Source organism: Candidatus Thiothrix putei (assembly GCA_029972225.1).
Taxonomy (GTDB): domain Bacteria; phylum Pseudomonadota; class Gammaproteobacteria; order Thiotrichales; family Thiotrichaceae; genus Thiothrix; species Thiothrix putei.
In genome coordinates, this window is sequence record CP124756.1 from 2,926,760 (window position 1) to 2,951,542 (window position 24,783).

Here is a 24,783-nt window from a genome sequence, read left to right on the forward strand (position 1 = left end):
GGTTTATTTCTCCCCTGCTTGTGCCAATGGCTTGCGGGTAGCGGCATAGTTTTCTGCCACGGTGTCATCTTTCAACGCGCCAATGTAGACCGCCAGTGCTTCGGCTTCGCTATCAGTCAGCGGAATTTTCGGCATGTACAAGGTATTGCCCGTCGCCAATGCGCCCAGCAAATAATCCTTGATGTCACCCACATCGGTATTGCCACCGAAATATTTTGCCAGCGGACGCATCCCCGTATCGGTCAAGGAATGGCAGTTAGAACACGCCGACATTGCCAGCGCATGACCCACTGCCCGCGCGTTATCCGGCGTGACGGTACGCAAGTTTTCCGGCAAAAATACATGGCTTTGCAGAAACCCTTTTTCCTCCAGCAACGGAATTTCCGATTTAATTCCCATCCCCGGCACATCCCGCGCAATTACTTGGTTGGAATACACGTATTGCCCCGCCACAAAAGGCTTACGGATGGATTCACGCGCCACTTCCTCAGGCCACAAGCCGAACACCAGAATCGCCACCGTCATCACGCTCGCAATCGCGGGCACAATCAAACGCGGCATCACCAAGGTAAACAGGAAATACGCCAAAATACCGCTCAACACCATCATCAGCGCAGGCTGGAAATAATCCGGCAAGCGATTTTCCAACACGATATGCGCCTGTTCCGGCAGGGTATGCAAATACCACTGGAACAGCAGCGAACCCGCCAAGGTGGAGACAATCCCCAGCACTGCCAAACGGCGCAACATGGCTTTCTTGAACGCCAATTCCTTAATACCCGACGCGACAATGCCACCAACCACTGCCGTCATGGTGAACATGAACGCGGTACGCATCGCCAGTTGCGCAAAGGTATTCGCGCCGTAGAAACCGTTGAGGTAGCCGCCTTCGGTGAACCATACTTCCTTGCCCGGCCACATCATGAACGACAAAATTCCGATAATAATCAGCATGGTGGTGTAAGAAGCCAGCCCGAAAATGACCGCAATGCGCATGTGCGTTTTCTGGTCAACCTTACCGACCAGATACACCACTAAATACACCCCGACCACTTCGATGACGAAGAACACCCATTCGGTTGCCCACTTCCATACAAAGCTGTGGATCAGTGCCGAAATCCCACGCGGGCTGGCAACGGTGGTCGAAAACCAGATACCGGGGCCAGTGATCGAGCCAATCACATAAGAAAATACCAGCAAAAACATGCCATACTTTTTGATGTAATCGAGCAATTCCGGCTTGTCTTGCCGATAAGCCACCACCGCGAGGTAAGCGAATACCATTGCCGCGCCCACCGAGGTGTGGGATGCCAAAACGTGGATGGTCGAAATGACAGCGACAACCCAACCGCTCCCCAACATTGGCTCTAGCCAAGTGGGGTATAATCCGAGCATTTCCATGGAAATCTCCTTGTTATTTACCTAGCAACAACCCTGAAGTCATTGCACCCTAAAGCAGGATGTGGAGATTCCTCCTTTTCCGAGTAATCAGCTTTGACATTTTTAAAAGATCGAAAAAATCAATGAAAAAACCGTGAAATTTCACGTTTTTTGACAAATATCAATAGAAAAAATCATCGACTGAATGCAACTGGTTTGCAGTTTCGCAATGCAATCAGGTGCTTAACCCAGTAGTTTACTCAGTCATCGCGGGTTTAATACCGGCATTCATTTTCAGGAGTCACTGTTGCATGACACACACAGACATTAATCAAGGCCGCCGTCGCCTGCTCGTTGCTGCCACGTCGGTCGTCGGCGCGGCGGGTGTGGCGGCGGTTGCCGTCCCGTTTCTCAATTCATGGTCGCCGAGTGCGCGGGCATTAGCGGCAGGTGCGCCGGTTGAAATCAACATCAGCAATGTCGAGCCGGGACAATTGATCCGGGTCGTTTGGCGCGGCAAGCCGGTGTGGGTAGTGAACCGCACCGACGAAATGCTGGCGAATTTGCCCGCGAACGATGGCAGCTTACGTGACCCTGCCTCCGCAGTGGTTGAGCAGCAACCGACCTACGCACAAAACGCACACCGTTCCCGTGACCCGAAATACTTGGTACTGATCGGGATTTGTACCCATCTGGGTTGTTCACCGACTTACCGCCCGGAAGTTGCGCCAGAAGATTTGGGCGCAGACTGGAAAGGCGGCTGGTATTGCCCCTGCCACGGTTCACGCTTTGACTTGGCGGGGCGCGTGTACAAAAACGTACCCGCAGCCACTAATTTGGTCGTCCCGCCGTATTACTTCAAGGATGACAACACCATCCTGATCGGCGAAGACGGTAATGTCGCTTAGGAACTGTCCCGAAATAACTTCCCGAAATCAGGGGGACTGAGGGGTAGCGGTGTAGTTCCATTTTGGCAGGAAATCATCGAACTGGATGGTCATGTTATCCTTAAACGCTTGGGTATACTTGCGCCCGGTTTCAAAAACTTTACTGATGATGCGGACAGCGACCTTCAAGCCAGTGGTGGTTTCCGTTTTTGCCATGTAGTGTTTGGCGGTTTCGACCGTTTCCAACGGCACACCCCGGCAGGCACGGGTCACATGGGGGAACAGTCGGTGTTCAATCGGGTTGTATTTGGAGCAATAGGGCGGGTAGTGGGCGATGCGTATTGTCAGGTTCAGGCTGTCCGCCAATGCCTGCAAGTCTTGCTTGAACAGGTACGCAGAGGAACTGTTGCTGCCACCACCGTCACATAAGACCAACAGCTCGTCAGCTTCGGGGTAGTTGGGTTTCCCTTGCTCACGCCACCATAAGCCAAGGCTTTCGCAGGCAAACTCGGTGGTGTCGTGGCTGGTGTTCAGGTGCAGTGCCGCTTCGTTGCGGGCAAGGTCGTAGATGCCGTGGGGGATCACCTGACCATTGCCATAGCTGGGGAAGTCATGGTCATTGACCTCCGTGGGTTCGACGGCATCCGTTACCCCTTCACGGTAAAAGTTGCCCAGCAGTTCCTTCTTTTTGGTGTCAATGCTGATCACGGGTTTGCCTGCTTGCAGGTAGGTTTGTTTGAGTTGGGCAATCTTTTCAAACTGGGCATTACGGTCAGCGTGTTGCCCCATGGTGCGTTTCTTCTGGGGCTTGCGGCGGCGGTAGCCGTGCTCCCGTAATAGGCGCGACACCACGTTTTTCCCAGCCGATGTCCCCAATGCCTGCATCCGCCGGGCAATCTGCCGACGTGACAGGTTCGTCCATTTCACCGCCTCCCGCATGGGGTCGCCTGCCGTATGATCCTTTAAAACTTGGCGAAAATGCTCATCCAATTGCAGGTGCGTAGCGTTCAGCCGTTTGCGCCCGCCCCTTTTTTTCGCTGCCTTACGGTGGGCAAGCCATCTTCCGATTCCAACTCCGTCAACCCGTGGCGGATGGTTTTGGGGTCACAGTCCAATAACCGGGAAATGTAGTCCTGCCCCCCGTGCCCAAGCCGGACGGCTTCCACGGCGGCGTAGCGGCGGCGGTCACGCTCATTGAGCGATTGGTAGAACCGCTGCATTTGTTTTTCTATGGCTGATGGGTAAACATCCATTGGCTCATCCTCGGTGTTGATTGGCATTACAAGGGGCTATCTTCCCCCTTTCGCTGTTAGCAGAAAAGAGGGAAGTTATTTCGGGACAGTTCCTTAAACAAGGAAAATGCACATGAAAGTTGGTTCTTTAAAAATTGGCGTCAGCAGCCAAAATTTCCGCACCATTACCGGACATGCCGGTAAAGGGCGGCGTTTTATGGTGTACGAAACTTATGACGGTAGTGAAATACAGGAACTTGAGCGGCTGGACTTGCCCAAGGAAATGGCTTTGCACGAATGGAATGGTCAGGGCGAACACCCCTTGTTTGAACTGGACTATTTAATTACCGGCGGCTGTGGCGAAGGTTTCGTGCGTAAGATGAGCAGCCGGGGCGTGATGGTGCGGGCAACGGCGGAAACCGATCCGATGACGGCGGTGAAGGCGTTGTTATCGAATACCCTGCCACCGGCAGCGCCGCATGAACACGATCATGAGCATGATCACGAGCATCACCACCACTAATTCACATCCCCCACACCCCAATATCCCGCTCTTGCCAGCTTTCTTGGCGTTGCCAGATTTTGGCATCCCACGGGGTGTTGGGGTTACGGTCGAAAATGATCAGGTACATTTCCTGCGCACCGCATTGGTCAGCATAACCGGCGGTTTGTTCCAAGCCTTCAACAAGGGTAGCAGCTAAACCTTTGTGCAAAAGCTTGAGTTCCAACACAATACGCTGGACTTCACCGTGGAAACCTTGCTGCTCATCAACAGGCCATTCGATGTACAGGTCGGTGCGTTTGCGCCCTAAGCCGTATTCGCGGTTGATGCGCCCACCACCGTTGATAATCCGCTGCAAAAAGGCTTGTAACAACAATTGTGGCCCGGCTTCCTTGTAGTCAAAGCGTTCCAGCCAGCTTTCGGCATGTTCGCGGAAAAATTGCTGGAATGCATTTAACAACTTGGGCATATCGACCCGCCGCTGTGGAGTCAGATACCAGGCTTGGCTTTGGGTAATCGCCATCTGGCTGCCCCACGACAATTCACGCGGAATCACTTCCTGATAAATTCGGTTGCTGATGCGGATAGCACCGTTACTGGCGCGTTCGATCAAGCCCAAATCACGCACGTATTCTACTGCGTCTGGGTTAAGCGACTGGTCACTGTCTGCGCCTTTGAGGATTGGCTCGATGACCGAACGTACCCGTGCTTCCTTGAGTTTGTCAGCCAGTTGTTCGAGATGCGTGGCACGGGATTGAATCAAGCGTTCGCGGGCGGTGCGGTAACGTTCCAGCGTAATGGGGGTGCTGCGGTCACGGGCGGTTTTGTCTTCCCAAATTAATTCATGCCCCAATGCATTGACCAGCCAAGGTTGCCCGTGGGTATCTTCCCAAAGCTCCGGGAAAATTTCTGGGGAAAACACCTGCCCGGTTTCGGCGGTATGTTGTGCGTACAAGGTTTCGACTTCGGCACGGCTAAAGCTGCCCATTACCAAGGATTTAGCCTTGACGTTGAAAGCACTGCCGCCGGTAATGATTTCATGGTGCGAGGTATGGATGCGGTAATCACGCACATCCCGCACCCCGCAGAGGATGACGCTTTGCACAAACGGTACGCCGGGGCGACCGATGTAGCCTTCGCGCAATTGGCGTAACAGGGAAATCAGCGTGTCACCGACGAGGGCATCCACTTCGTCGATCATGAGCACAATCGGCAAGGCGGATGCTTGCGCCCAGCGGTTGAGGATGGCTTTGAGCGCCCCGGTTGCGCCGTGTTTTTGCCATATTGCTTCCAGCCATTGATTCAGGCGGTCGTCTTGCAGGCGGTAATACGCGCCATCGGCGAGTGTGCCGAGAATCGTCTTCATCCCCAGAGCCACATCATTACGCGCAGCTTGGGCGGCTTCCACATTGATGTAGAGCGCGGTGTATTCACCGGATTGGTTGAGGGTATCCATCATCGCCAGCAAGGTGCTGGTTTTGCCGGTTTGGCGCGGGGCGTGCAGGACAAAGAACTTTTTGGCGGCAATGAGGGTGTGAATTTCAGCCCAATCCATACGTTGCATGGGGTCGATGCAGTAATGCTCACTGGGAATGACCGGGCCGGTGGTGTTGAAATGTTTGGGCATGAGGTGGTGTCGGTGGCTGTTGGTTGGGGTTAGTGTAGCAGAAGCGCCGCAGGCTGGCTGCCATCACGGTCTGGCGCTGCTCCGCAACGCGCCTGCCCGTGCTTGCTGCCAGCCTGCTCTACCGGTTGGGCGGCTCCGCCGCGCTTGAGCTCGGATGACCTAGGGCAAGCCGAAAACCAAGGGTGTGGAGACGGCGGTCGGGCGCGTACCCGGGGCGGTAGGCGGATCGGCAGCACCTGCCTTCGCGGTCCCACGAGCCGCCGCGCACCACGCGCCGCCCTGTGTCGCCTCCGGCTCCATCCGGGTCTGTTACCGGCTCCGCCGGTAATGTTGCCTGCCATGCATCCTGACACCACTCGAAGACATTGCCGTGCATTTCGTATAAACCCCACGCATTGGGCGAATAGCTTTTCACGGGTTTGGTTTCTCCATCAGAATTATAGTTATTCCACTTGCCAGAATAATTGACCTTTTTGGTGTTCAAATCATCTTTGCCACCGAATGAAAACGCGCTGGTTGTTCCGGCACGGCAAGCGCATTCCCATTCCGCTTCCAGTGGTAAACGCACGTCGAGCAACTGCCAATGTTGTTGCAGTTTTTGGATAAAGGTTTGGGTATCGTCCCAACTGACTGTTTCGACTGGGCGTTGTGCGCCTTTGAAATAGCTGGGGTTTGCGCCCATCACGGTTTCCCAAAAGGCTTGGGTTACAGTCGTATCAGCCAGCCAGTAGCCTTGGGTGAGAGTAACGTTATGTTGGGTTTCACGGTCGTAATGCCCCGGTTCATCTTCTGGGGAACCCATCAGGAAGGTTTGTGGGGGGATGTAGCGGAAGCGTTGGGTGAGGTGTTCCCTTCGGCTTCGCTCAGGGAACGGTTGGGATGCAGGCAACACTAAATCAAAATACACGCCATATTTGTCTTCGCCAGTGGGTTGAATCGCCGGTTTTTCCCAGCCATTTGCACTGCAACTGAAGCCCCCCGCCCATTCAGGTCGGGTGAGTGCTTCAACCACCAACCGCTGCCCCCCAATGTGCAGAATCCGTGATTTGCCCGTGACCGCCCATTGCAGATAGCCGTCATTGCTTAGGTAATGATCGGTTGTTTCACCTTCATATTCGGCAATCACCAAATCCTGATCAGCCTCGACTTCCGCCAATACATAAGGCTGGAAAGCGAAACCGGGTACTTGCAGGCTTTGCAGGGCTTTGGGTGTCCCCAGATAAAAACGCTCGCCATACTGGATCAGTTGCACCCGCTTACGGTCAGTGGGGTGCGTCAGAAACGCATTCGCTGCCCCGTGATTGAGCCAGTCAGGGCGCGGCGCGTTGCTGCCAAGCCGCTGTTGGGTGATTGCCCACAGCGATGAAAAATAATCGTTGTGCCGACGGCTACGGTTTCCCTGCCGCTCCAGCAGCAATTGACCATTGAACAACAGCCCCCGGTGCTGTGCCTGCTGATGGGTAGCGAGGATATATTGCTTCAGGTAACGCTCGGCTTCTTCCAGCCGCTCGTCACCATTGATACCCGCCAACGCCCCCAGAAAACACAGCGCATCGGCGTAATCCAGCGTAAAGGTATGCGCCAATTGCTGCCGGACGTGCCAATACAAAGGCTCTGCCAGTTCCGGTTGCCGGGTCAGCAGCGTTGCCAAGTGATCGCGGTAATGCTGTTGTGCCTCTGCATCCAACACCACCGCGTTACTGCCATATTCAACAGCGGCATGATTCCAAACCAGCAATTCATGCCCAATATCCCACGGTTTGCCGACGCTGAACTGATAGCGCAGGCTTCGCAGGAATGCCGGTTCTATTTCCGTGGCAGCAATCGCCAGCGCCAGCAGTTCCCCTGCGTGGTGCTGATCTTCCGCCATGCGCTGTTGCACCGTGTCAGGCGTGGTGGCAGTCGGGCTAACCGGTATCAGCTTGCTGTAACGATCCCAACTGATGCACTGAAAACACTGGGTCAGTTCCTCCGATAAATAGCGCACGGGTGCAGGGACTAGCGCAAATGCCTGACAACCCGCCTGCCGCAAACTCTGCCCAAAGCGTAACCATTGGCGGGTGATTTGCCCGCTACGCTCATAAATCCCCAAATCACTAAGAATCAGGATGGGCGTTTCTGGCGTGGGCGGATGCCAGGTTTTCCGCTCATCCCCCAACAACATACTCCGGGTCGGCAAATCCAGCACAAACCAGCTTTCTACCCCAACCTCGCCGCGCTGCTTGCCCAATTGCGCTTGCAGCATCACGTAATCCCGGTTCAAACCATCCAGCCGGGGCGGGCGGTCTACCAAGATCACGACTTTAGCCGTCCAGTTCAGCCGCTGCTGTTGGGGAATACGGCGCAGTTGCTCGGCTTTGGCAACCTGTTTCACCAGCTTGGGAATATCCGGGTGTTTGTGGGTTTGTTGCTGACTGAGCAACTTGCGCAACAAAGGCCACAAGGTTGTCCAAGCCACCAATGGCTGATGGGGCTGCGGTTGGTTGGCGTAACGGCGTTTGCCTGCTTCCAAATCCAGTGCTTCGTGCTGGATGCTGGCTACCCAGTCGGGGACATCCGGCTGACCGGGTTGTTTGGGTGCGGGTAACAGGCTGCTGACTTCCTGCCCTTGCACAACATAAAACACTTCGGGCGGGAGTGCCGAGGGAACTAAACCACTGTCACGCTCAAGCAATGGCTTGCGCCGTTCCGGTGCGGAGGACACCTCTTGAGCATCACCGCCAAGGTTCAACGGACGTTGCGCTGGCACATGCTGGTAGCCAAAGCAATCCAGAATGCTATCCAATTCCCCGCTATCCTGCTGCTCCAAAAACAGCAACAGGTCGGCGCGGCTCACCCGTGAACTCACGCGGCATCCTCGCCTGCATCTCCCGCGTCGGTATCCATGCGCTGCTTCATGCCGGGGTGTTTTTTCAGGGCAAAATCCTGAATCTGTTCCAACTTTTTCAGTTGCTTTGCCTCATTCAGTTCCAACCGCGCTAACACCCGCAATATATCCAGAAACTCTGCCTGACCGGGCGGTTTGAAACCAAGGGTTGCGGCTTCAAGCCTGTCCTGATGCAATTGTTTAGCAGCGGTTTCCATCACTTTGCGGCTGAACAATGGCTGATTCTGTGCGTCACTGAAATGTTCGCCACCACGCTTCACCAAATGTTCCACCAAGGCGGATTCTTTCTCTGGTAACTCAAGGTTCAGCACCAGACAACGGCGCACAAACGCGGCGGGTAATTGGCGGTCTTCATTGGTGGTGATAACAACCAGCGGTCGGATGGCGTTTGCATCATCAGCACGGTAGCCAATGCTTTCATTCACCCACGGAATGCGGAAACGCGCATTATCCAGCGTTTCCAGCAGGCTATTGGGCAAATCGGCATCCGCCTTGTCGATTTCATCAATCAGTAAGACAACGCCCTTGGGTAAGGTTTTGTCTTCCTCATTGGCAGGATTGGGGTGGTACAACCTGAAATCACTGGCGGTGTAATAATCCTGCGCCGTTTGCCAGTCATACGCCCACCATAATGCCCCCGGACTCAGGAACTTGCGCGGATCAAGCTCGGTTTTCAAGGTTTCCGGGGTAAACCTGCTGCCAACCGCACTCAATAATTGCGCCTGCCCTAAACGGCTAACCGCATCAAAGCGATACCACAAATCCTGAATTTCCATGTGTGCGCTGACCACTTCCGACACCAGTTGCCAACCCAAAGCGACGGCGACGGCACGCGCTAACTGGCTTTTGCCTGTGCCGGGGTCGCCGCGTACCAGTAGCGGGCGTTCCGAAAGCCATGCCGCTGTCAGCGCATTGGTGGTACGCTCGTCGAAGACGTGGACGCTGGGCTTCCATGTGCCGTAGGCGGGCAAGGTGTATTTTTTATGTGGAGTGATGGGGAGGGTCATGCTTTATTACCTAATTTCCCGTTAATTTCTTCGTAGAACAAGTCAATGGTATACCTTACAGCGTCAAGACCTGAACATTTTTAAAGGTTTGAAAATTTGTTGTCATCAACTGGGTCAGTTCTTTCTTGTGATCGGTATCCAGCTTGTCGAGACAGTTGGTGATGGCCGCCTTGAAAGCGGGAAACTTATCATAGTATTTCGAGTACAAGCATTTTTTCTTGACGAACTTCCACAACCGTTCAATCAGATTGAGGTTGGGTGAATAGGTCGGTAAAAATAATAGTTCAATATTGAGCCTTTTCGCACAGGCAAACACGGCTTCACAGCGTTGATACTTGGCATTATCCAAGACCAAAGTGATCGGTATTTTGAGTGCTAACGCTGCAATTTTTTCCAATAATTCACACACGCTGTTAGCGTTGATATAGGAGTCGTTAGTGATCGTGATGAGTTGTAGCGTTATCGCATTGAGTGCGCCCAATACGTTGTAGCGTTGTCGACCACAGGGGGCTTTGATGAATACGCGGGAAAATGACCACAAAAACCCCAGAAACGGTGCTAACACGAAGTGGGCGGCATCGACAAAAAAAGGGCGCGTTTGCCCTCCTTAGCCTCCTGAATGCGCGGTTTTAGTTCATTTTCCAGGAACTTTTCTTGTGCTTCCACATCAGCTTTGGCGGGTATCATCCCCACTTTATGGATGTCCATCCCTATTTTCTTCATAAAGACACGTACCCTGTCCTCACTGCGTTTGATGCCTGTCAGCTCCTCAATCTTAGCGGCTGCCGCCTTGCTGGTTGCGGGGGGATATTCACGAAAATAGGCTTCAATCTTGTCTTTATATGCCATCAAATCACTCTGTGGTTTATTGAATCGTATTTCTTTAAGAGCTTCTAAACCGTTAGGTTGTAGGTAGGCGTTTAGGTAGGCAAGCAGCGTGGCTTCTGTAATCCTTTCCAATCGTTTGATTTCCTTATGCGTCAACTGTTGGGATTTCAGGTACAGCACGGACATTTTCTTACGGACTCTGGGATGAGGATGGCGCTCCTTCCAGTAGAACAGCTCCGCTATCTCATCCTCAGTGAAAGTGATTTTTAATGTCATACATTACTCATGGCTGCTTTTGTTACCAGTCATCTAACCATATTTCCTTGATCAAAAAAACTATTTTATGGCACGGACTGGTATAGTACGGATGTCTTCTTCGGGTATCACAAACAAAACGCTTTGCTCGTCACCGCCACCGTATTCAATCACGGTCATTTCATGCAGCTTACTCAACAAATCCTGATAAATACCTGCGATGAAATCAACACAACCTTGATAATCTGACTCGGTAAATGAGAGGTAAAAATGCTCAGGATGCCGCCGATGTTCGCGACGTTTGGCCAATTGTCGGTTTAGATAGCGGATGTCGTCAGGCGTATAGTGGCTATGCAATTCTTTGTGTTTTGAGGGAATCTGTATCACGCGATTCCATATTTTAATGAACACACGCCGTACACTTTCCTCGCCATCCCATTTGAACAACCCTTTCGGCAAGGTTATCCGATACCGGCTTTCATGCTCAGAATCGTATTGGCTGTTAAAATTTGGCTTACGGTTAAACCGACGAGCCATAGCAATTTCAATACCCGCCAATGACTGCACACTTTTCAACTTGAAAAACAGACTGCTGCGATGGGTACACACTGGCAAGATCGTCTGCAATTGGGCTTCATCAATCGCACGTAACACCAACCAGCCCAACACACCTTCAACCGCCGAACGAACTTGTTCCAACGGCAATTGCGCTGAATATTTGCGTCCACCCTCAAGCAAACAATCGCTGGCAGCCGCCGCCAACACATCAACCGCGCTTTCAAATTCATATTCTGTCAGTAAGATTTGGGCAATCTGGCTACTGGCATCTGCACTAGTCACTTCCAGCTTGCCACTCAGCCCAAGCTCCTTGATCAACTGTTCATGGAGTACAAGAGTTCTGGCTTTCAGAGCCTGTAATTCTTCTGACAATTCATCAACCAACCACTGCTCAAAATCAACGGACAATTTAGGTGCAGGTAACAACGCTTCTGCTAGTTTTTGCTGACTGACTGCTTCCAGAAAACCAGCGCATTTTCCTGCCCGTAACAGATACGGGATAGATACAGCTACCAAACGGTTTTCAAACACTGCTTCAACCGTCGTTGTCTTCTGTCCATCCGCATACTTGATTACTTTGTCATATTGGTTCGGGGTGCGAATCAGAACGCCCAATAACTTACCCGTTTGACAGCTAAACACCGGAGCACCGGACATACCTTTCCAGAGTGTACCGACATCGGCATCACCTTCGGATACCAACTGTTGAATGTAGTAGTCTTCGTCAGGCGTGAAACAAGTACCACCGGCTGGTGTTTTCTTTCGTTGCGTCGCTTCTACCCCCGCTCTGGGGTAGCCCATTGCCGTCCAAGATTCCTTTGGTTTCGGGAAAACATCGCTCAACACCGATAACGGCAGCTTCAATTTTGAAGTATCGCACCTGACCACTGCCACATCGAAGTTTTCGTCTTCAAACACAATGTCAGTCTGCGTCACTACTACTTGATGATAAGGCGCGTCTTCATCCGAACGTCGCCAACTGAAAATGCGTTGTTGCTCAGCATTGATGCTGTCGTGGTACAACACATGCCGCGCTGTCAGCACCAACCCATCCCGTATTGGATAAACTGTGCCAACCGCTTTTTTAAGCTGCCCGCCTTCCCCCCGAATGGTGGTTGGCACTTCAACCAGTGCCACCAGCTCAGACTTCAGCATGGCTCATGCCCCTTAATCGAGGTCAGACATAACGACACCCGTTACCGTGCCATCTGCGGTGTGGAGTTTGGGCTTCAACTTCAAACGGATGGTATGCGTATCTTCCTTGCTATAGCTCCCAGTCCCTTCAACGCCTGCACTGCCCACTTCAAACCCCAGAACCTTGAACTCAACCCCACCGTTAATTGTCAAATCGCCGGTTTTGGTAATCTGGGTGTGCAGCTCGACCTCAATTTCATCAAGGTCAAACTTGACGCTTTTGTTCATACCTTCTGCAATCGCCGCTTCAATGTCGCTGCGTAATGCTGCGACGATTTCAACCAATTGCCGTTTACCTACACTCATAGAAAGCCCCTTTATTCAGTTCAAAAAAACAGCGCAACAGTGGCTGTGCCTGCCCTTGCGTCGATCATACAGATGTTCAAATTATTGGACAAATTAAGAACAGCGTTTGCATCTCTCAAAGCGTACTTTGTGATTTTTCAATGTTATCGTTGCCATGACCGACTAATCTGCTGGGAAAACAACATCATCACCACTAATTCAGGATTTATTTACATGGATGTATTGACCCGATCGGCAGCCCTTGCCTGCTTAACCCTCGCCAGCATCGCCCCCGCCCACGCCTTGGAATTGCGCTACGGCAGCGGCGATTTCGACATGGGCGCAGCCGCCAAGCCGTTTGTCAGCATGGATACCTCTCTGGAAGTGGATACCTGGACGCTGGCAGAACCCCACCGCAATATCAACGGTTCGCCGCTGTACTACCAATTCCGCGCCGATTATTTCGACTCAGCGACCGTGAATAAAATGACCGATCTTGCCAGCTTGCCGCTGACCAGCAGCCTACCCGTGATTGGCAGCAGCGTCACGGATTTGATTGCGGACAATACCGCGATTCCTGTCCCCGCCGATTACCGCATTCATGGCGTAAACCTTGACGTCGGCGTGGGTTACGATGTGCTGAAAACTGCGCGTGGGCATGTGGGCGTGGGGGTCAATACCGGCATCAGCACCCCGTTCATGAAAGTGCGCAATGCCCTGCCCGCCGCCAATCTCGCGCTGAAAATGCTTGATACCTTTGATACCGAAATCACCACTTACAAAGCCGGTGTCGCGGTGCAAGGCAGCTATCAGGCAACCCCTTGGCTGGAAGTGGCGGGCAATGCCTCCCTCAATCACCAAACGGGCGAGATGGATAACGGCTGGGTCGGCTCCGGCATCGACATGGACGGCACCTACCGCACGCTGGAAGTCGAGGCCAAAATCAAACCCGCCAAACTGCTGAATCAACCGCAACTGAAAAATGCCTTCGTCAGCATCGGGCATAACCGCAGCGACTGGAATTACGACAGTGCCGACATCAACACCCCTATCGGCGGCATCAAGGTTTCCGGCATGTTTGATGCCGATTTCGCCCATGACAGTACGTGGGTCGGGGCAGGCTACGATTTTTGACGCTGGTAATATTCACCACCTAGGACAGCGACAAAGCGGTTACTTGTACCCAAGCCCAAAAAAATTAAAACTATAACTTAATAATCAATAACTTAAATAACTGGCACGATTCCTGCTTGAGAGCAAGCAGGCTTCCTTGAGAAGTCATACTCAATAAACCTGACTTACAAGGAGTAACATTATGTCAGAGACAAGAAATCCCATCATCGCCATCAATATGGCGAGCGTAGCCAACCGCCCCGAAAGCTACACCACCATGATGAAGGTCGGCCCAAAGGTATGCATCACCACCGCATCACACCCCGGTTTTCTCGGCTTTGAGCAATTGCTGCAAATCGGCATCCACCCGATGGCTGGACGCTACGGCGGTGGCGCGATGGATATGCGCAACAGCGAACCGCCGCTCAATCCGATGGGCATGTACCAGTACACCGTGTGGAAAGACGTACATTCGCACGAAGAAATGCATCACGACAATTTCAACACCATTTATGAGCTGTGCGGTCACTGCCTCGACATGGTAGTGGAAGGCCCGTGGGAACCGTATTTTGAAAGACCAAGTGCATTCCACCCCGCCGATTCCAGCCCAAACACCGGCGCAATACCTCGTACACATGGAATGGGAAAGCCCTGACCACGCCCACATGGGCTTGGGTCATGTCATGGTCGATCACGAACTGCGCAAAATCCACAATGACGGCGTATTGCAGCATCTGGATCGCGGCCCTTACTACAAAGTGTTTGTCCCCATGATGGAACAAGGCTTATGGCGTCGTCACCTCAAACAGTAATCGCATACAAGGAGATTTATCATGACAATTGAAACTACAACCAACAATACCCTTGAGCCACCCAGCTTCCGGCAACTCTTCCGGCGCAATACCCTAGCCATTGGCATCCTGCTGCTGGCGCTGGGCATGGTTGGCTTGTTGCTGCCCACCATCGCCTCCATCGCCACCGACATCATGATCGCCAGCCTGCTGCTGGTCGGCGGGGTGTTCTGGGGAGCACACAGCATCAGCAGCAACCCAAAAAACGTCTTCAACTGGCTGAAACCGCTGATCCTGATCGTTAGCGGCGTCATCATGCTGCTGTTCCCCGCTGCCAGCATCGAAGCTCTGGCTCTGTGGCTGGCGGTTTACCTGCTGCTGGACATGAGCGGCAGCATGATCCTCGCCATCCGTCAGCGTCCCGCACCCGGCTGGGGCTGGATGCTGTTCAACGGGCTGGTGTCGCTGCTGCTGGCAGTGATGATCCTTGCCAACTGGCCAACCATTTCCGCTTGGTTCGTCGGTGTCTACGTCAGCATCAGCCTGTTGATGGATGGCGTGGCCTTACTGGCGCTGCGTTCAACCGTAAAACAGGCTGGATCACCGCAAACAAACCCTGATCCACAACACTGAACAAACTATTTATTACACAAGGAGATTGACATGAAAACCCCAACTACCCGTAAATCCGCCTTGGCACTGGCTGTACTGCTGGCAACCACACTGGTTTCCGGCACACCTTACGCCGACACCGCCGCCCCTGCCCCGGCCCCGGTGGCGGTCGAAGCCGGTACGGCTGTCCAGAACGAAGTAGCGGTGGAAGCTCTGAAAGCCATCCAGCAAGCCAGCACTGCCGTCAGCAACAAGGACATCAAAGCCGCTCAAACCGCACTGGATCAGGCTGCCACCCACCTCAAAGCCATTGAGGACAGCCTGCCCACCGCCAAAATCAAGCAGGCACTGGCAGCCGCCAAAAGCAACCCTGACAGCGCCGACTGGACCAGCATTTATCAGGAACTGGACAAACTGACCGTGTTCCTGCCCGCGCATAGCACCAAAGCCGCCGCCGACAGCAAACCTGCCGACCCTAAAGCCACCGACACCAAGACAGACACTGCCAAACCCGGTGCGGAAACACTGGATGCCGCCCTAGTCGCCCTGCAATACACCGAAATCGACATGCCGGTAGCCAACACCCTCAAAAACGTGGAACAAGCCCAAGCCGACCTGCACAAGGAAAAACTGGAAGCCGCAGGCAAGGCACTCAAACAGGCTGAAAACAGTGTCGTGGTACTGCAAAACATCACCGCAGAGCCATTGTACCAAGCACATTATTCCCTGTGGCAAGCACTCGCCACCCTCAAAAATGGCACGGAAGCCGACGCCAAACGCTACCTGGATGATGCCATCGGCTTCCTCGAAAAAGCCGCCAGTTCCACCGACAAGGCCAGCAAGGAAGCCGCCGACAAATTGCTGGTGGAAGGCAAGGCACTCAAGGCTGATCTGGAAAAAGGCGGCAAGGACACCGCCAGCAGTCTGGAACGTTTCGGCCTGCATACTGAAGCATGGGCGGAACGCGCCATCAACTACGCCGCCAGCAAGGCCGCAGAAATGAATGGTGACGCATTGCACACCGACCTGATCGAAGCCCGCTTCCACCTCACCAATGCCGCCATTGACCTCGGCAATGGCTCTGACCAGACAGCCGCCAAAGCCGAAATGGAACTGGCGCAAACCAACCTCAATGCAGCGCTGCAACAGGCAGACAACCTATGGTCAGACGCCGCCTACAAGCAGAAAGTGACGGATGTGCAAGCACAAGTCGCCAAACTCTTGCAGGAACAACCGGAAACACTGGCTGGCAGCAGCAACCAGTTACACCAGTTCCGGCAGGAACTGCAAACCATTATCCATAGCCTATAATTCCAGACGACACCCGCCGGTACGCCTACTGGCGGGTGTTAGCGCAATCAATGCCATTATCCTTGCAGGCATCAACATGGACAAAACCTTCACTGCCAACCACGCCCCCGGATCACCCGGCATCTTGCCCAACTGGTGCAATGGCGCGAAACAGATGGTGGGAACCAGCCTCGGTCACGCACGGGTCTGGTTCACCATCGGTCAAGGCATCCTCAACGAAATCTACTACCCGCGTGTGGACATCCCGCAAGTGCGCGACCTCGGTTTCATCATCAGCGACGGACAAGGCTTCTGGCAGGAACTCAAACGGCTGGAGGATTACACGGTAGAATGCGCCGAAGCGGGTGTCCCCGCCGTCACCATCACCCACCGCCACCCGCATTTCACCTTCACCCAGCGCATTACCCTGGAACCCAACCGCGACGTGCTGCTGGTGGAAATTGACCTACAAGGCGACCACAATCTACGCCCCTATGTCTTGCTCGCCCCGCGTCTGGGCGGCACAGGCCACGACAACCATGCCGAAGCCAGCCACGTTAACGCCCGGCGGGTATTGTGGGCATGGCAAGGCCCATTCGGGCTGGCACTGGCGGCGGTGGATGCGCAACAACAGGAAGCCTTGGGACAATGCAGCGCCGGGTATTCAGGCGCTTCCGACGGCTGGCAAATCTTCAACCGCCACGGCTGCCTCGACGAATGCTACCGGGAGGCTGGCCCCGGCACGGTGGCACTCACCGGCGAATTGCCACGTTATGCGGTGCTGGCACTGGGTTTCGGCAGCAGTCAGGAAGCCGCCGCCACGCTAGCCGTTTCCGCCCTGTTACAACCGTTTGCTAGCGTCTGGTGGCAGCAAATCGGGCAATGGCTGGAATGGCAGCAACAATGCCGCTTACCCACCCCGACAGGTGCGGCACACATCCCTGAACCACTGCTGGATCTGGTCAAAACCAGCGCGATGGTTTTGCGCACCCACCATGACCAAACCTTCCGGGGGGCATTGGTTGCCAGCTTGAGCATCCCTTGGGGCGAAACGCTGGAAGAACGCCCCGGCTACCATCTGGTGTGGCCGCGTGATCTGGTGGAATGTGCCGGGGCGTTGCTGGCGCTGGGTTGCGAGGGCGAAGCCCGCGACATCCTGCGCTACCTGATGGCAACCCAGCGGGAAGACGGCAGTTGGTTCCAGAACCAGTGGCTGGGCGGCAAGCCCTACTGGACGGGCGTGCAGTTAGATCAGGTGGCGTTCCCGGTATTGCTGGCAGGCACGCTGGCTGAGCGCAATGCGCTGGATGGCATCGAAGTGGGGGTAATGGCGCAGCGGGCTATGGGTTTCATCGCCGCCCACGGCCCGGTCAGCCCGCAAGACCGCTGGGAAGAGGACAGCGGTGTCAACACCTTCACTTTGGCGGTGTGCATTGCCGCACTGGTATCCGGCGCACGTTTCCTACCGGTAGCCGACGAAGGCTTCGCGCTGGAACTGGCGGATTACTGGAATGCGCAACTGGATAACTGGGCGGCGGTGCGCAACACCGACTTTGCGCGGCGCTATGGCGTTGATGCCTACTACCCGCGCATCATGCCCGCCGCCGTATTGACGGATGATGCCGCGCTGAGGCGGGCGATGCCGATCAAGAACCATTTGACCGACCCCGGCCTGCCGCCGACCGAACAGATCGGGGGGGATTTCCTGCAACTGGTGCGTTATGGCCTGCGTGACCCCCACGACCCGCTGATCCGCAACACCCTCAAGCTGGTGGACGAACTGCTGGAAGTTGACCTGCCGCAGGGCCCCTGCTGGTATCGCTACACCAGTGACGGTTATGGCGAACATGCTGACGGACAAGCCTACGACGGCAACGGCATAGGCCGCTTGTGGCCTTTATTGAGCGAGGAACGCGGGCATTACGAACTGGTGCGGGGCACGGATGCGCTGCCTTTCCTGTACGCGATGGCGGGAATGAGCGACGGCTGCGGCATGTTGCCGGAACAAGTGTGGGATACCGAAAGCATCCCGGAACGTGGCCTGACATTCGGCAAAGCCACCGGCTCCGCCATGCCGCTGGCGTGGGCGCACGCTGAATACATCAAGCTGGCCTGCTCCATCCTGCTGGGGCGTCCGGTAGACAGGCCGGAAGCCGTATGGGCGCGTTACCACGGCATCCGCCCCGACCCCGAAGTCTGGTTCTGGACGCCGCAAGCACCGCTGCGGACATTGCCTGCGGGCAAGCGGCTGGGTATCTGCCTGCCATCTGCCGCGAGCATCCACTGGCGCGAGGATAGCGGGGAAGAACAAACGCTGGCTACCCGCCCGCTGGCAATGGGAGTGCATATCGCCCGCTTGCCGAAAATGGATTTGAGAGTACAGAAAATCACCTTCCGTCTGGAAAGTGCAAATTATCCGGCATCCAGTTCTGCGGTAGTAGTGACGGTTGCCAATGGAAGTTAGTGCATATTATGCTATGATGCTTACATCACACTTAAATGCACACCAAAGGTGTTAACCATGCAAACCCTGTTGACCCGCAAAACCATTTCCATGACCGAGTTGCGCGAACCTGCCAAGGTGTTCAGTCAGGCGGGGGATAGCCCTGTTGCCATTCTGAACCGCAATCAGGTAATCGGGTACTTTGTCCCGGTGGCAGCGGTGGAAAATATCCAGGCCCGTCCGGCTGGACTGGATGCAACTAAACGCGCTTTTGCTGCGCAAAAGGAACGGCTTGCCCCGGCGCTCGCTTATTTGCGGGATAAATGATGGAGTTCGTGCTGCTGACGGTGGAGGATGTGGAATACCTGCACGAACAAGTGCTGTATCCGGGCGAACTGGTAGGTTTTGCTGGTGACAAATCACTGGCTGGTGTGCTGGCACGGGTGGAAAACCGTCTGGCTTATGGCTTGCTCAGCGATGTGTTTGAACTGGCGGCAACTTACGCTGTTGTGCTGGCGGTTGGGCATGTGTTCAACGATGGCAATAAACGTACTGCCTTTGCTGCCATGAATATCAGTCTGGTGCTGAATGGCATCGAACCTACCTTTGATGTGATGGAAGCCGCCGACCTGATGGTCAAAGCCGCCCAAGGCCATATGGACGAGCCTGCATTGGCTGAATGGCTCAGGCAACAAGTTTACCCCACAGCCTGAACCCACCGGTGAACGCGGCGAGGTCATCCCCCAGCCGCGTCCCTTCCGGCAATTCCTCCAGCAACTTGGCATTGCCGCCGCCTAGCACCACCTCTTCCGGCTCCAGCGCAGCACGCAAACGTTCCACCACATCGGCGACGGACTTGCGCCATTTATGCTTGCCGCGCTGTTCCAACCCGCGCACCCCGACGTAATCCTCGAAAGTTTTGCCCCTTTTGTAGGGCAGGTGCGCCAGTTCCAAGGGTTCGATTGCACCATCCACGATCAGCGCCGACCCCAGCCCGGTTCCCAGCCCCAGAAACAGCAGCTTGCCGCCCTGATAGTTGCCCAGCGCCTGCATTGCGGCATCGTTGACCAGCTTGAGCGGGCAACCGAATGCGCCTGCGAAGTCGAAACCGACCCAGCCTGCCGCCAGATTGTGCGGATCGTGTACCGGCTTGCCGCCCAGCACTGCGCCGGGGTAGCCGATGCTGACTGCCTCATAAGGCCAGTCTTCGGTCAGCGGTTTGAGGTTCGCCAGCATGGTCTGTGGCGTCATCGCCAGCCCGGAACCGAATTTGCGCCTTGCGCCGGGGTGGGCAGAATGGCTGAGTTTGATGTGCGTACCGCCAATGTCGATAACCAGAATATTCATGAGTGTCCTCCCTGCAACGCAAACGCCGGTTCCAGCCAGCTACGCCCGTCCTGCGCGATCAGCATTTCGGCAGCTTCCGGCCCCCAACTTCCCGCCGCGTAATTGGGGAAATCGGTCGGGGCGGATTGCCACGCTTCCAGTATCGGTTGCACCACCGCCCACGCAACTTCCACCTGATCGGCTCGCATGAACAGGGTAGCATCGCCTTCCAGCGCATCCAGCAGCAGGGTTTCGTAGGCTTCCGGCGGTTCGGTCTGGAAGGCTTCGGCGTAACAGAAACGCATTTCCTGGGTACTCAGGCGCATCGACACCCCCGGCAACTTGACCTGAAACCGCAACACGATGCCTTCGTCGGGCTGGATGTCGATTTCGATGCGGTTAGGTCGCCAGTCGGGGTTGGCAGCAGTCGGGAATGAATGGTGCGGAACCGGGCGGAACTGGATCACCGCCTGCGATGCCTTCTGTGGCAGGCGCTTGCCGGTGCGCAGGTAGAACGGCACATCCTGCCAGCGCCAGTTGTCCACAAACAGCTTGAGCGCGGCAAAGGTTTCGGTGCCGGAATCACGCGCAACATCCGGCTCAGCGCGGTAGCCAGCGTATTGCCCGCGCACGGCAAAGCGGTGCAACTTATCCAGCGGCAGCGGGCGGATGGCGCGTAACACATCCACCTTGCGGGCGCGGATTTCATCGGCCTCGAATGCCACTGGCGGTTCCATCGCAATCAGCGACAGCACCTGCAACAGGTGGTTCTGGAGCATGTCACGCAAGGCACCGGAATGCTCGTAATAGCTGCCCCGGTGTTCCACCCCCACCTGTTCGGCAACCGTGATCTGCACATGGTCGATGTAGCGGCGGTTCCACACCGGCTCGAACAGCGCATTGGCGAAACGGAAGGCGAGGATGTTCTGCACCGTTTCCTTGCCCAGATAATGGTCGATGCGGTAAATCTGGCTTTCGTCCAGCACGCTGAGCAATGCCTGATTGAGGCTGCGGGCGGAAGCGAGGTCGTGGCCGAACGGTTTTTCCACCACCACCCGGCTGCGTTGCGGGTCGCTGACCAGCCCCGCCTGCCCCAGATGCTGCACAATGCTGCCCACGATGACAGGCGGGGTGGCCAGATAGAACAGGCGACTGGCGGGTTGTTCCCAAGCAGTCTCCTGTTCGCTGAGGGTTTGCGCCAGTGCCGCATAAGTCGCCGGGTCGTTGAAATCGCCGGACTGGTAAGCCGTCAGGTGGGCGGCGAAGGTTTGCCATTGCGCATCCTCCGCTTTGCCGCGCCGCGAGAACTGGTCTACGCCATCACGCAAGCGGCTGCGCCAGTCGTCCAGTCCGGCGGGTTTGCCGTCCACGCCAATGATGGCGAACTGTTCCGGCAAGAACCCGCCCAGCGACAGGTTGTAAAGGGCTGGCAGCAGTTTGCGCCAGCTCAGGTCACCACCCGCGCCGAAAATCACCAGCGCGGTGGGCGGAAGTTTGCTGCTGGAAGTCATACGCCCTGCCCTCCCTTGCTTGCCAACGTCGCCAGCAACCCATGCCAGGATTTGACAAACGCCGCTGCGCCATCGCGTTGCAGGGTTTCCGCCAGTTGGTGGTAGTTGACCCCAGCCTGTGCGTGCGCCGCAATCAGCGCATCCGCGTCACCCCTCGCCACTGCCAGCGGCTCCCCGATCTGCCCGTTTTCCGCGCAAGCCAGCAGGGTTTTTTCCGGCAAGGTGTTGATGGTGTAAGGGGCAACCAGCGCGTCGGCGTAGAAAGTGGCGGGCAGCGCCGGGTCTTTGCTGCCGGTACTGGCCCACAGCAGGCGTTGCGGTTGCGCCCCAAAATTCATCACCCGCTGCAAACGGCTGGAGGCAAGGAATTCGCGGTAGGCCTGGTAAGTGCGTTTGCCCACTGCCACACCCAGATGGTTGCGCAGTGTTGCAGGCACGTTGGCAGCGGCAGCGGTATCCCAGCGGCTAATGAACAAGGAGGCAACCGACCGCACGTCCGGATTCAAGCCCGCTGCGATGCGCCGTTCGATGCCGCGCAGCCACGCATCGGCAGCAGCGCGGTATTGTTCGGCAGAAAACAGCAGGGTCACATTGACCGGCACTCCGGCGAAGGTGGCTGCCTCAATCGCGGGCAAGCCTTGCGGTGTACCGGGAATCTTGATCAGCAGGTTGGGGCGCTCAGCCAGCGCGTGCAGGCGTGTGGCTTCCGCCAGCGTGCTGTCGGGGTCGTAAGCCAGCAGCGGCGAGACTTCCAGCGATACCCAGCCGTCCAGCCCGTTGCTGTACTGGTGGACAGGGCGGAACAGGTCGGCGGCACGGCGCAGGTCTTCCAGCGCCAGCTCGAAGAACAGTGCCTCGCCGCTGCTGCCTGCCTGCACCTTTTCACGGATGGCGGTGTCATACGCACCGCTGCCGATGGCCTGATCGAAAATGGTTGGGTTGGACGTCAGGCCGGTGATGTGCAATGTGTCGATATAGCGTTGCAGCGTGCCGTCATCCAGCAGGCGGCGGGTGATATTGTCCAGCCACAGGCTGATGCCTGCCTGACGCAGTTGGTGGGTATGGGGTGTCATGGTTTGCCTCCTTTCTTTTCGTGATGGCCGCCAAAGCCGTAGCGCATGGCGGAAAGCAGTTTGTCAGCAAATGCGTTGTCGCCACGTGAACTGAAGCGGGCGAACAGCGCGGCGCTGATGACTGGCGCGGGTACGCCCTCGTCGATTGCCGCCTGCACCGTCCAGCGACCCTCGCCGGAGTCGGACACGCGCCCGGCGAAGCCAGCCAGTTGCGGGTCGTCCTGCAAGGCTGTCGCCGTCAGATCCAGCAACCACGAGCCGACCACGCTGCCGCGCCGCCACACTTCAGCGATGTCGCGGATGTCGAGGCCGTACTGGTAGAAACCGGGGTGGCGCATCGGTGCAGTTTCGGCATCGGCGGCGTGGTCGCGCTGGCCTGCGTTGGCGGCGTGCAGAATGTTCAGCCCTTCGGCCAGCGCCGCCATCAGGCCGTATTCGATGCCGTTGTGTACCATTTTCACGAAATGCCCTGCCCCGTGTTGCCCGCAGTGCAGGTAGCCTTGTTCGGCGGGGGATGGCTGCCCCTGCTTGCCCGGTGTGCGCGGGGCAGCATCCACACCGGGGGCAAGCGCGGCGAAGATGGGGTCGAGTTGCAACACGGGGCCGGTTTCACCGCCGATCATCAGGCAGTAGCCACGTTCCAGCCCCCACACGCCGCCGCTGACGCCGACATCGACGTAATGCAGGTGGCGGGTTTTGAGTTCGCGGGCGCGGCGGATGTCGTCCTGATAAAAGCTGTTGCCGCCGTCGATCACGCTGTCGCCTGCTTGCAGCAGGGGTTTGAGGTCTTCCAGCACCCGGTCAGTGACGGCGACTGGCAGCATCAGCCACAGGGCGCGGGGTGGTTCGAGTGCTGCCACCAGTGCCTGCAAGGATGCCGTGCCGATGGCACCTGCCGCTTGCAGGGCTGCGACGGCTTCCGGGTTGTGGTCATGGACGACGCAAGTGTGACCAGCGTGTAGCAGGCGTTGGGTCATGTTCGCGCCCATGCGTCCGAGTCCGATTATTCCGATTTGCATGTTTTGTCTCCTTGGTGTCCGGGTGGGGTGTCCGCCGCGTGATGAAAGGGTTACAGCAAGAATTGTTCCAGATATTTGTTACAGTTAAATCAAGGAGTTATTTTTGATGATTTTCGTTATGGTGGAAAGCAACCAGTGGGTGGGGAATATTCCCCGTATCAGCCTGACATTGTTACCGTTAGCGTATTTAGCAAAAAAATTCACTATTATTCAATCTATTACAATTTTGGCATAAACCATGCATCTATCCCTGTACACCGTCAAAGATGATTCCCGACAGAGACACAGGAGATAAATGACATGGAGCAATCCACCGACAACACCGCCACCCTGCTTACCATCGGTGTTGACCCGGCCAGTCAGCAGCGTAACTGGCAATGCACCACCCGCTGGCTGCACGGCTTCATCGCCGTCGGCATCAGTGGTCAGTTATTGCTGTCGCTGGTGATGGCTAACCCGCACCGCTTGCAACAGGCCAGCGGGTTTGGTCGCTTTGCCCTGGAGGTGCATGAAATGCTTGGGCTTGCCACCCTGCTGTTCATGGTTGCCCACTGGGTTTGGGTGATGCTGCCGCGCAGCGACATCAGCTTTGCCCACCTGTTCCCGTATACCCCTGCCGGGTTGCGGCGCGTGCTGGCGGATATGCGCCACCTGTGGCACGAACGCAAGCTACCGCCGATTAGTGAGATAGGTGGCCTATCCGGTTTCATCCACGGACTGGGCTTCCTGACTGCCAGCGTGATGGTGTCCAGCGGCTTCGGGCTGTATCTGGCGCTGGAACTGGGTGGCGGCGTCAAAAGTTCCGCGTTCCATACGCTGGGTAACATCCATGGCTTCTTCGGCAACCTGATGTGGGCATATCTGACCGGACATGTGTTGGCGGCAGCATGGCATCAGTACCGGGGTGAGCCAATCATTACCAACATGTTCCGCCGGAACCCTGTGCAATGAGTGGGAAAGGAG

23 protein-coding genes and 1 pseudogene are annotated in these 24,783 nt (G+C 55.9%); 11 read left to right on the forward strand and 13 right to left on the reverse strand.

The window, feature by feature from the left end; genetic code table 11:
* Nucleotides 1-3: 3 nt before the first annotated feature.
* Complete coding sequence (locus tag QJT81_15045; protein WGZ93126.1) at nt 4-1,401, reverse strand: cytochrome c; 1,398 nt, start codon at nt 1,399-1,401, stop codon at nt 4-6.
* Nucleotides 1,402-1,691: 290 nt separating this feature from the next.
* On the opposite strand from QJT81_15045, the gene petA reads away from it, so the two are divergent.
* Entirely contained in the window at nt 1,692-2,288 is a 597-nt protein-coding gene (gene petA, locus QJT81_15050) for a ubiquinol-cytochrome c reductase iron-sulfur subunit (GenBank protein ID WGZ93127.1), read from the forward strand.
* A gap of 27 nt (nt 2,289-2,315) precedes the next feature.
* Here the strand turns inward: petA and QJT81_15055 are convergent, their stop codons facing one another.
* Together QJT81_15055 and QJT81_15060 are read right to left on the reverse strand one after the other, a co-directional pair.
* Entirely contained in the window at nt 2,316-3,257 is a 942-nt protein-coding gene (locus QJT81_15055) for an ISAzo13 family transposase (GenBank protein WGZ93128.1), read from the reverse strand.
* A gap of 17 nt (nt 3,258-3,274) precedes the next feature.
* Entirely contained in the window at nt 3,275-3,547 is a 273-nt protein-coding gene (locus QJT81_15060; GenBank protein ID WGZ93129.1) for a hypothetical protein, read from the reverse strand.
* An 85-nt stretch (nt 3,548-3,632) separates the two neighbouring features.
* Between QJT81_15060 and QJT81_15065 the strand changes: the two genes are divergently transcribed.
* A complete protein-coding gene (locus QJT81_15065; GenBank protein ID WGZ93130.1) occupies nt 3,633-4,022 on the forward strand; it encodes a NifB/NifX family molybdenum-iron cluster-binding protein in 390 nt (129 codons plus the stop codon).
* A gap of 1 nt (nt 4,023) precedes the next feature.
* On the opposite strand, the gene QJT81_15070 is transcribed toward QJT81_15065, so the two are convergent.
* From QJT81_15070 to QJT81_15095, 6 genes and pseudogenes are all read right to left on the reverse strand, one after another.
* Nucleotides 4,024-5,628: an ATP-binding protein gene (locus tag QJT81_15070; GenBank protein ID WGZ93131.1), complete on the reverse strand. Its 1,605-nt coding sequence runs from the start codon at nt 5,626-5,628 to the stop codon at nt 4,024-4,026.
* A 118-nt stretch (nt 5,629-5,746) separates the two neighbouring features.
* Nucleotides 5,747-8,476 carry a formylglycine-generating enzyme family protein gene (locus QJT81_15075; protein WGZ93132.1) on the reverse strand — a complete coding sequence of 910 codons (2,730 nt, stop codon included), beginning with the start codon at nt 8,474-8,476 and terminating at the stop codon, nt 5,747-5,749.
* Nucleotides 8,473-9,522 (reverse strand): MoxR family ATPase, encoded by a 1,050-nt coding sequence (locus QJT81_15080; GenBank protein WGZ93133.1) that lies wholly within the window; start codon nt 9,520-9,522, stop codon nt 8,473-8,475. Before QJT81_15080 ends, QJT81_15075 begins: the two co-directional genes overlap by 4 nt.
* A 55-nt stretch (nt 9,523-9,577) precedes the next feature.
* Nucleotides 9,578-10,626, reverse strand: a pseudogene (locus QJT81_15085) (IS630 family transposase).
* Nucleotides 10,627-10,686: 60 nt separating this feature from the next.
* The gene (locus QJT81_15090) at nt 10,687-12,318 is read right to left on the reverse strand and encodes a serine protease (protein ID WGZ93134.1); all 1,632 of its coding nucleotides are present in this window, start codon (nt 12,316-12,318) and stop codon (nt 10,687-10,689) included.
* Between the two features lie 12 nt (nt 12,319-12,330).
* Nucleotides 12,331-12,663 carry a hypothetical protein gene (locus QJT81_15095; GenBank protein ID WGZ93135.1) on the reverse strand — a complete coding sequence of 111 codons (333 nt, stop codon included), beginning with the start codon at nt 12,661-12,663 and terminating at the stop codon, nt 12,331-12,333.
* A gap of 213 nt (nt 12,664-12,876) precedes the next feature.
* Here QJT81_15095 and QJT81_15100 point away from each other — a divergent pair, with 213 nt between their 5' ends.
* The 8 genes from QJT81_15100 (at nt 12,877) to QJT81_15135 (ending at nt 19,604) form a co-directional block, all read left to right on the forward strand.
* Nucleotides 12,877-13,776: a hypothetical protein gene (locus QJT81_15100; protein ID WGZ93136.1), complete on the forward strand. Its 900-nt coding sequence runs from the start codon at nt 12,877-12,879 to the stop codon at nt 13,774-13,776.
* Nucleotides 13,777-13,957: 181 nt separating this feature from the next.
* Nucleotides 13,958-14,410: a sulfur oxygenase reductase family protein gene (locus tag QJT81_15105; protein ID WGZ93137.1), complete on the forward strand. Its 453-nt coding sequence runs from the start codon at nt 13,958-13,960 to the stop codon at nt 14,408-14,410.
* Nucleotides 14,391-14,567 carry a sulfur oxygenase reductase family protein gene (locus QJT81_15110; GenBank protein WGZ93138.1) on the forward strand — a complete coding sequence of 59 codons (177 nt, stop codon included), beginning with the start codon at nt 14,391-14,393 and terminating at the stop codon, nt 14,565-14,567. Before QJT81_15105 ends, QJT81_15110 begins: the two co-directional genes overlap by 20 nt.
* Before the next feature lie 21 nt (nt 14,568-14,588).
* Nucleotides 14,589-15,179 (forward strand): DUF308 domain-containing protein, encoded by a 591-nt coding sequence (locus QJT81_15115; protein WGZ93139.1) that lies wholly within the window; start codon nt 14,589-14,591, stop codon nt 15,177-15,179.
* A gap of 30 nt (nt 15,180-15,209) precedes the next feature.
* The gene (locus QJT81_15120) at nt 15,210-16,469 is read left to right on the forward strand and encodes a YfdX family protein (GenBank protein WGZ93140.1); all 1,260 of its coding nucleotides are present in this window, start codon (nt 15,210-15,212) and stop codon (nt 16,467-16,469) included.
* Between the two features lie 76 nt (nt 16,470-16,545).
* A complete protein-coding gene (locus QJT81_15125; protein WGZ93141.1) occupies nt 16,546-18,912 on the forward strand; it encodes a glycoside hydrolase family 15 protein in 2,367 nt (788 codons plus the stop codon).
* A gap of 57 nt (nt 18,913-18,969) precedes the next feature.
* Entirely contained in the window at nt 18,970-19,218 is a 249-nt protein-coding gene (locus QJT81_15130) for a prevent-host-death family protein (GenBank protein WGZ93142.1), read from the forward strand.
* Nucleotides 19,215-19,604: a type II toxin-antitoxin system death-on-curing family toxin gene (locus QJT81_15135; protein ID WGZ93143.1), complete on the forward strand. Its 390-nt coding sequence runs from the start codon at nt 19,215-19,217 to the stop codon at nt 19,602-19,604. The genes QJT81_15130 and QJT81_15135 overlap by 4 nt, the downstream gene beginning before the upstream one ends.
* Here QJT81_15135 and QJT81_15140 read toward each other — a convergent pair.
* From QJT81_15140 to gnd, 4 genes are read right to left on the reverse strand one after another with little or no spacing between them, the layout of a single operon-like run.
* Nucleotides 19,576-20,238 carry an ROK family protein gene (locus tag QJT81_15140; protein ID WGZ93144.1) on the reverse strand — a complete coding sequence of 221 codons (663 nt, stop codon included), beginning with the start codon at nt 20,236-20,238 and terminating at the stop codon, nt 19,576-19,578. The genes QJT81_15135 and QJT81_15140 overlap by 29 nt on opposite strands.
* Nucleotides 20,235-21,728, reverse strand: coding sequence for a glucose-6-phosphate dehydrogenase (gene zwf / locus QJT81_15145; GenBank protein WGZ93145.1), 1,494 nt, complete (start codon nt 21,726-21,728; stop codon nt 20,235-20,237). The genes QJT81_15140 and zwf overlap by 4 nt, the downstream gene beginning before the upstream one ends.
* A complete protein-coding gene (gene tal / locus QJT81_15150; protein WGZ93146.1) occupies nt 21,725-22,801 on the reverse strand; it encodes a transaldolase in 1,077 nt (358 codons plus the stop codon). Before tal ends, zwf begins: the two co-directional genes overlap by 4 nt.
* The gene (gnd, locus tag QJT81_15155) at nt 22,798-23,820 is read right to left on the reverse strand and encodes a decarboxylating 6-phosphogluconate dehydrogenase (GenBank protein WGZ93147.1); all 1,023 of its coding nucleotides are present in this window, start codon (nt 23,818-23,820) and stop codon (nt 22,798-22,800) included. The genes tal and gnd overlap by 4 nt, the downstream gene beginning before the upstream one ends.
* A gap of 300 nt (nt 23,821-24,120) precedes the next feature.
* Here gnd and QJT81_15160 point away from each other — a divergent pair, with 300 nt between their 5' ends.
* The gene (locus QJT81_15160; protein WGZ93148.1) at nt 24,121-24,771 is read left to right on the forward strand and encodes a cytochrome b/b6 domain-containing protein; all 651 of its coding nucleotides are present in this window, start codon (nt 24,121-24,123) and stop codon (nt 24,769-24,771) included.
* The last annotated feature ends 12 nt before the right edge of the window (nt 24,772-24,783 follow it).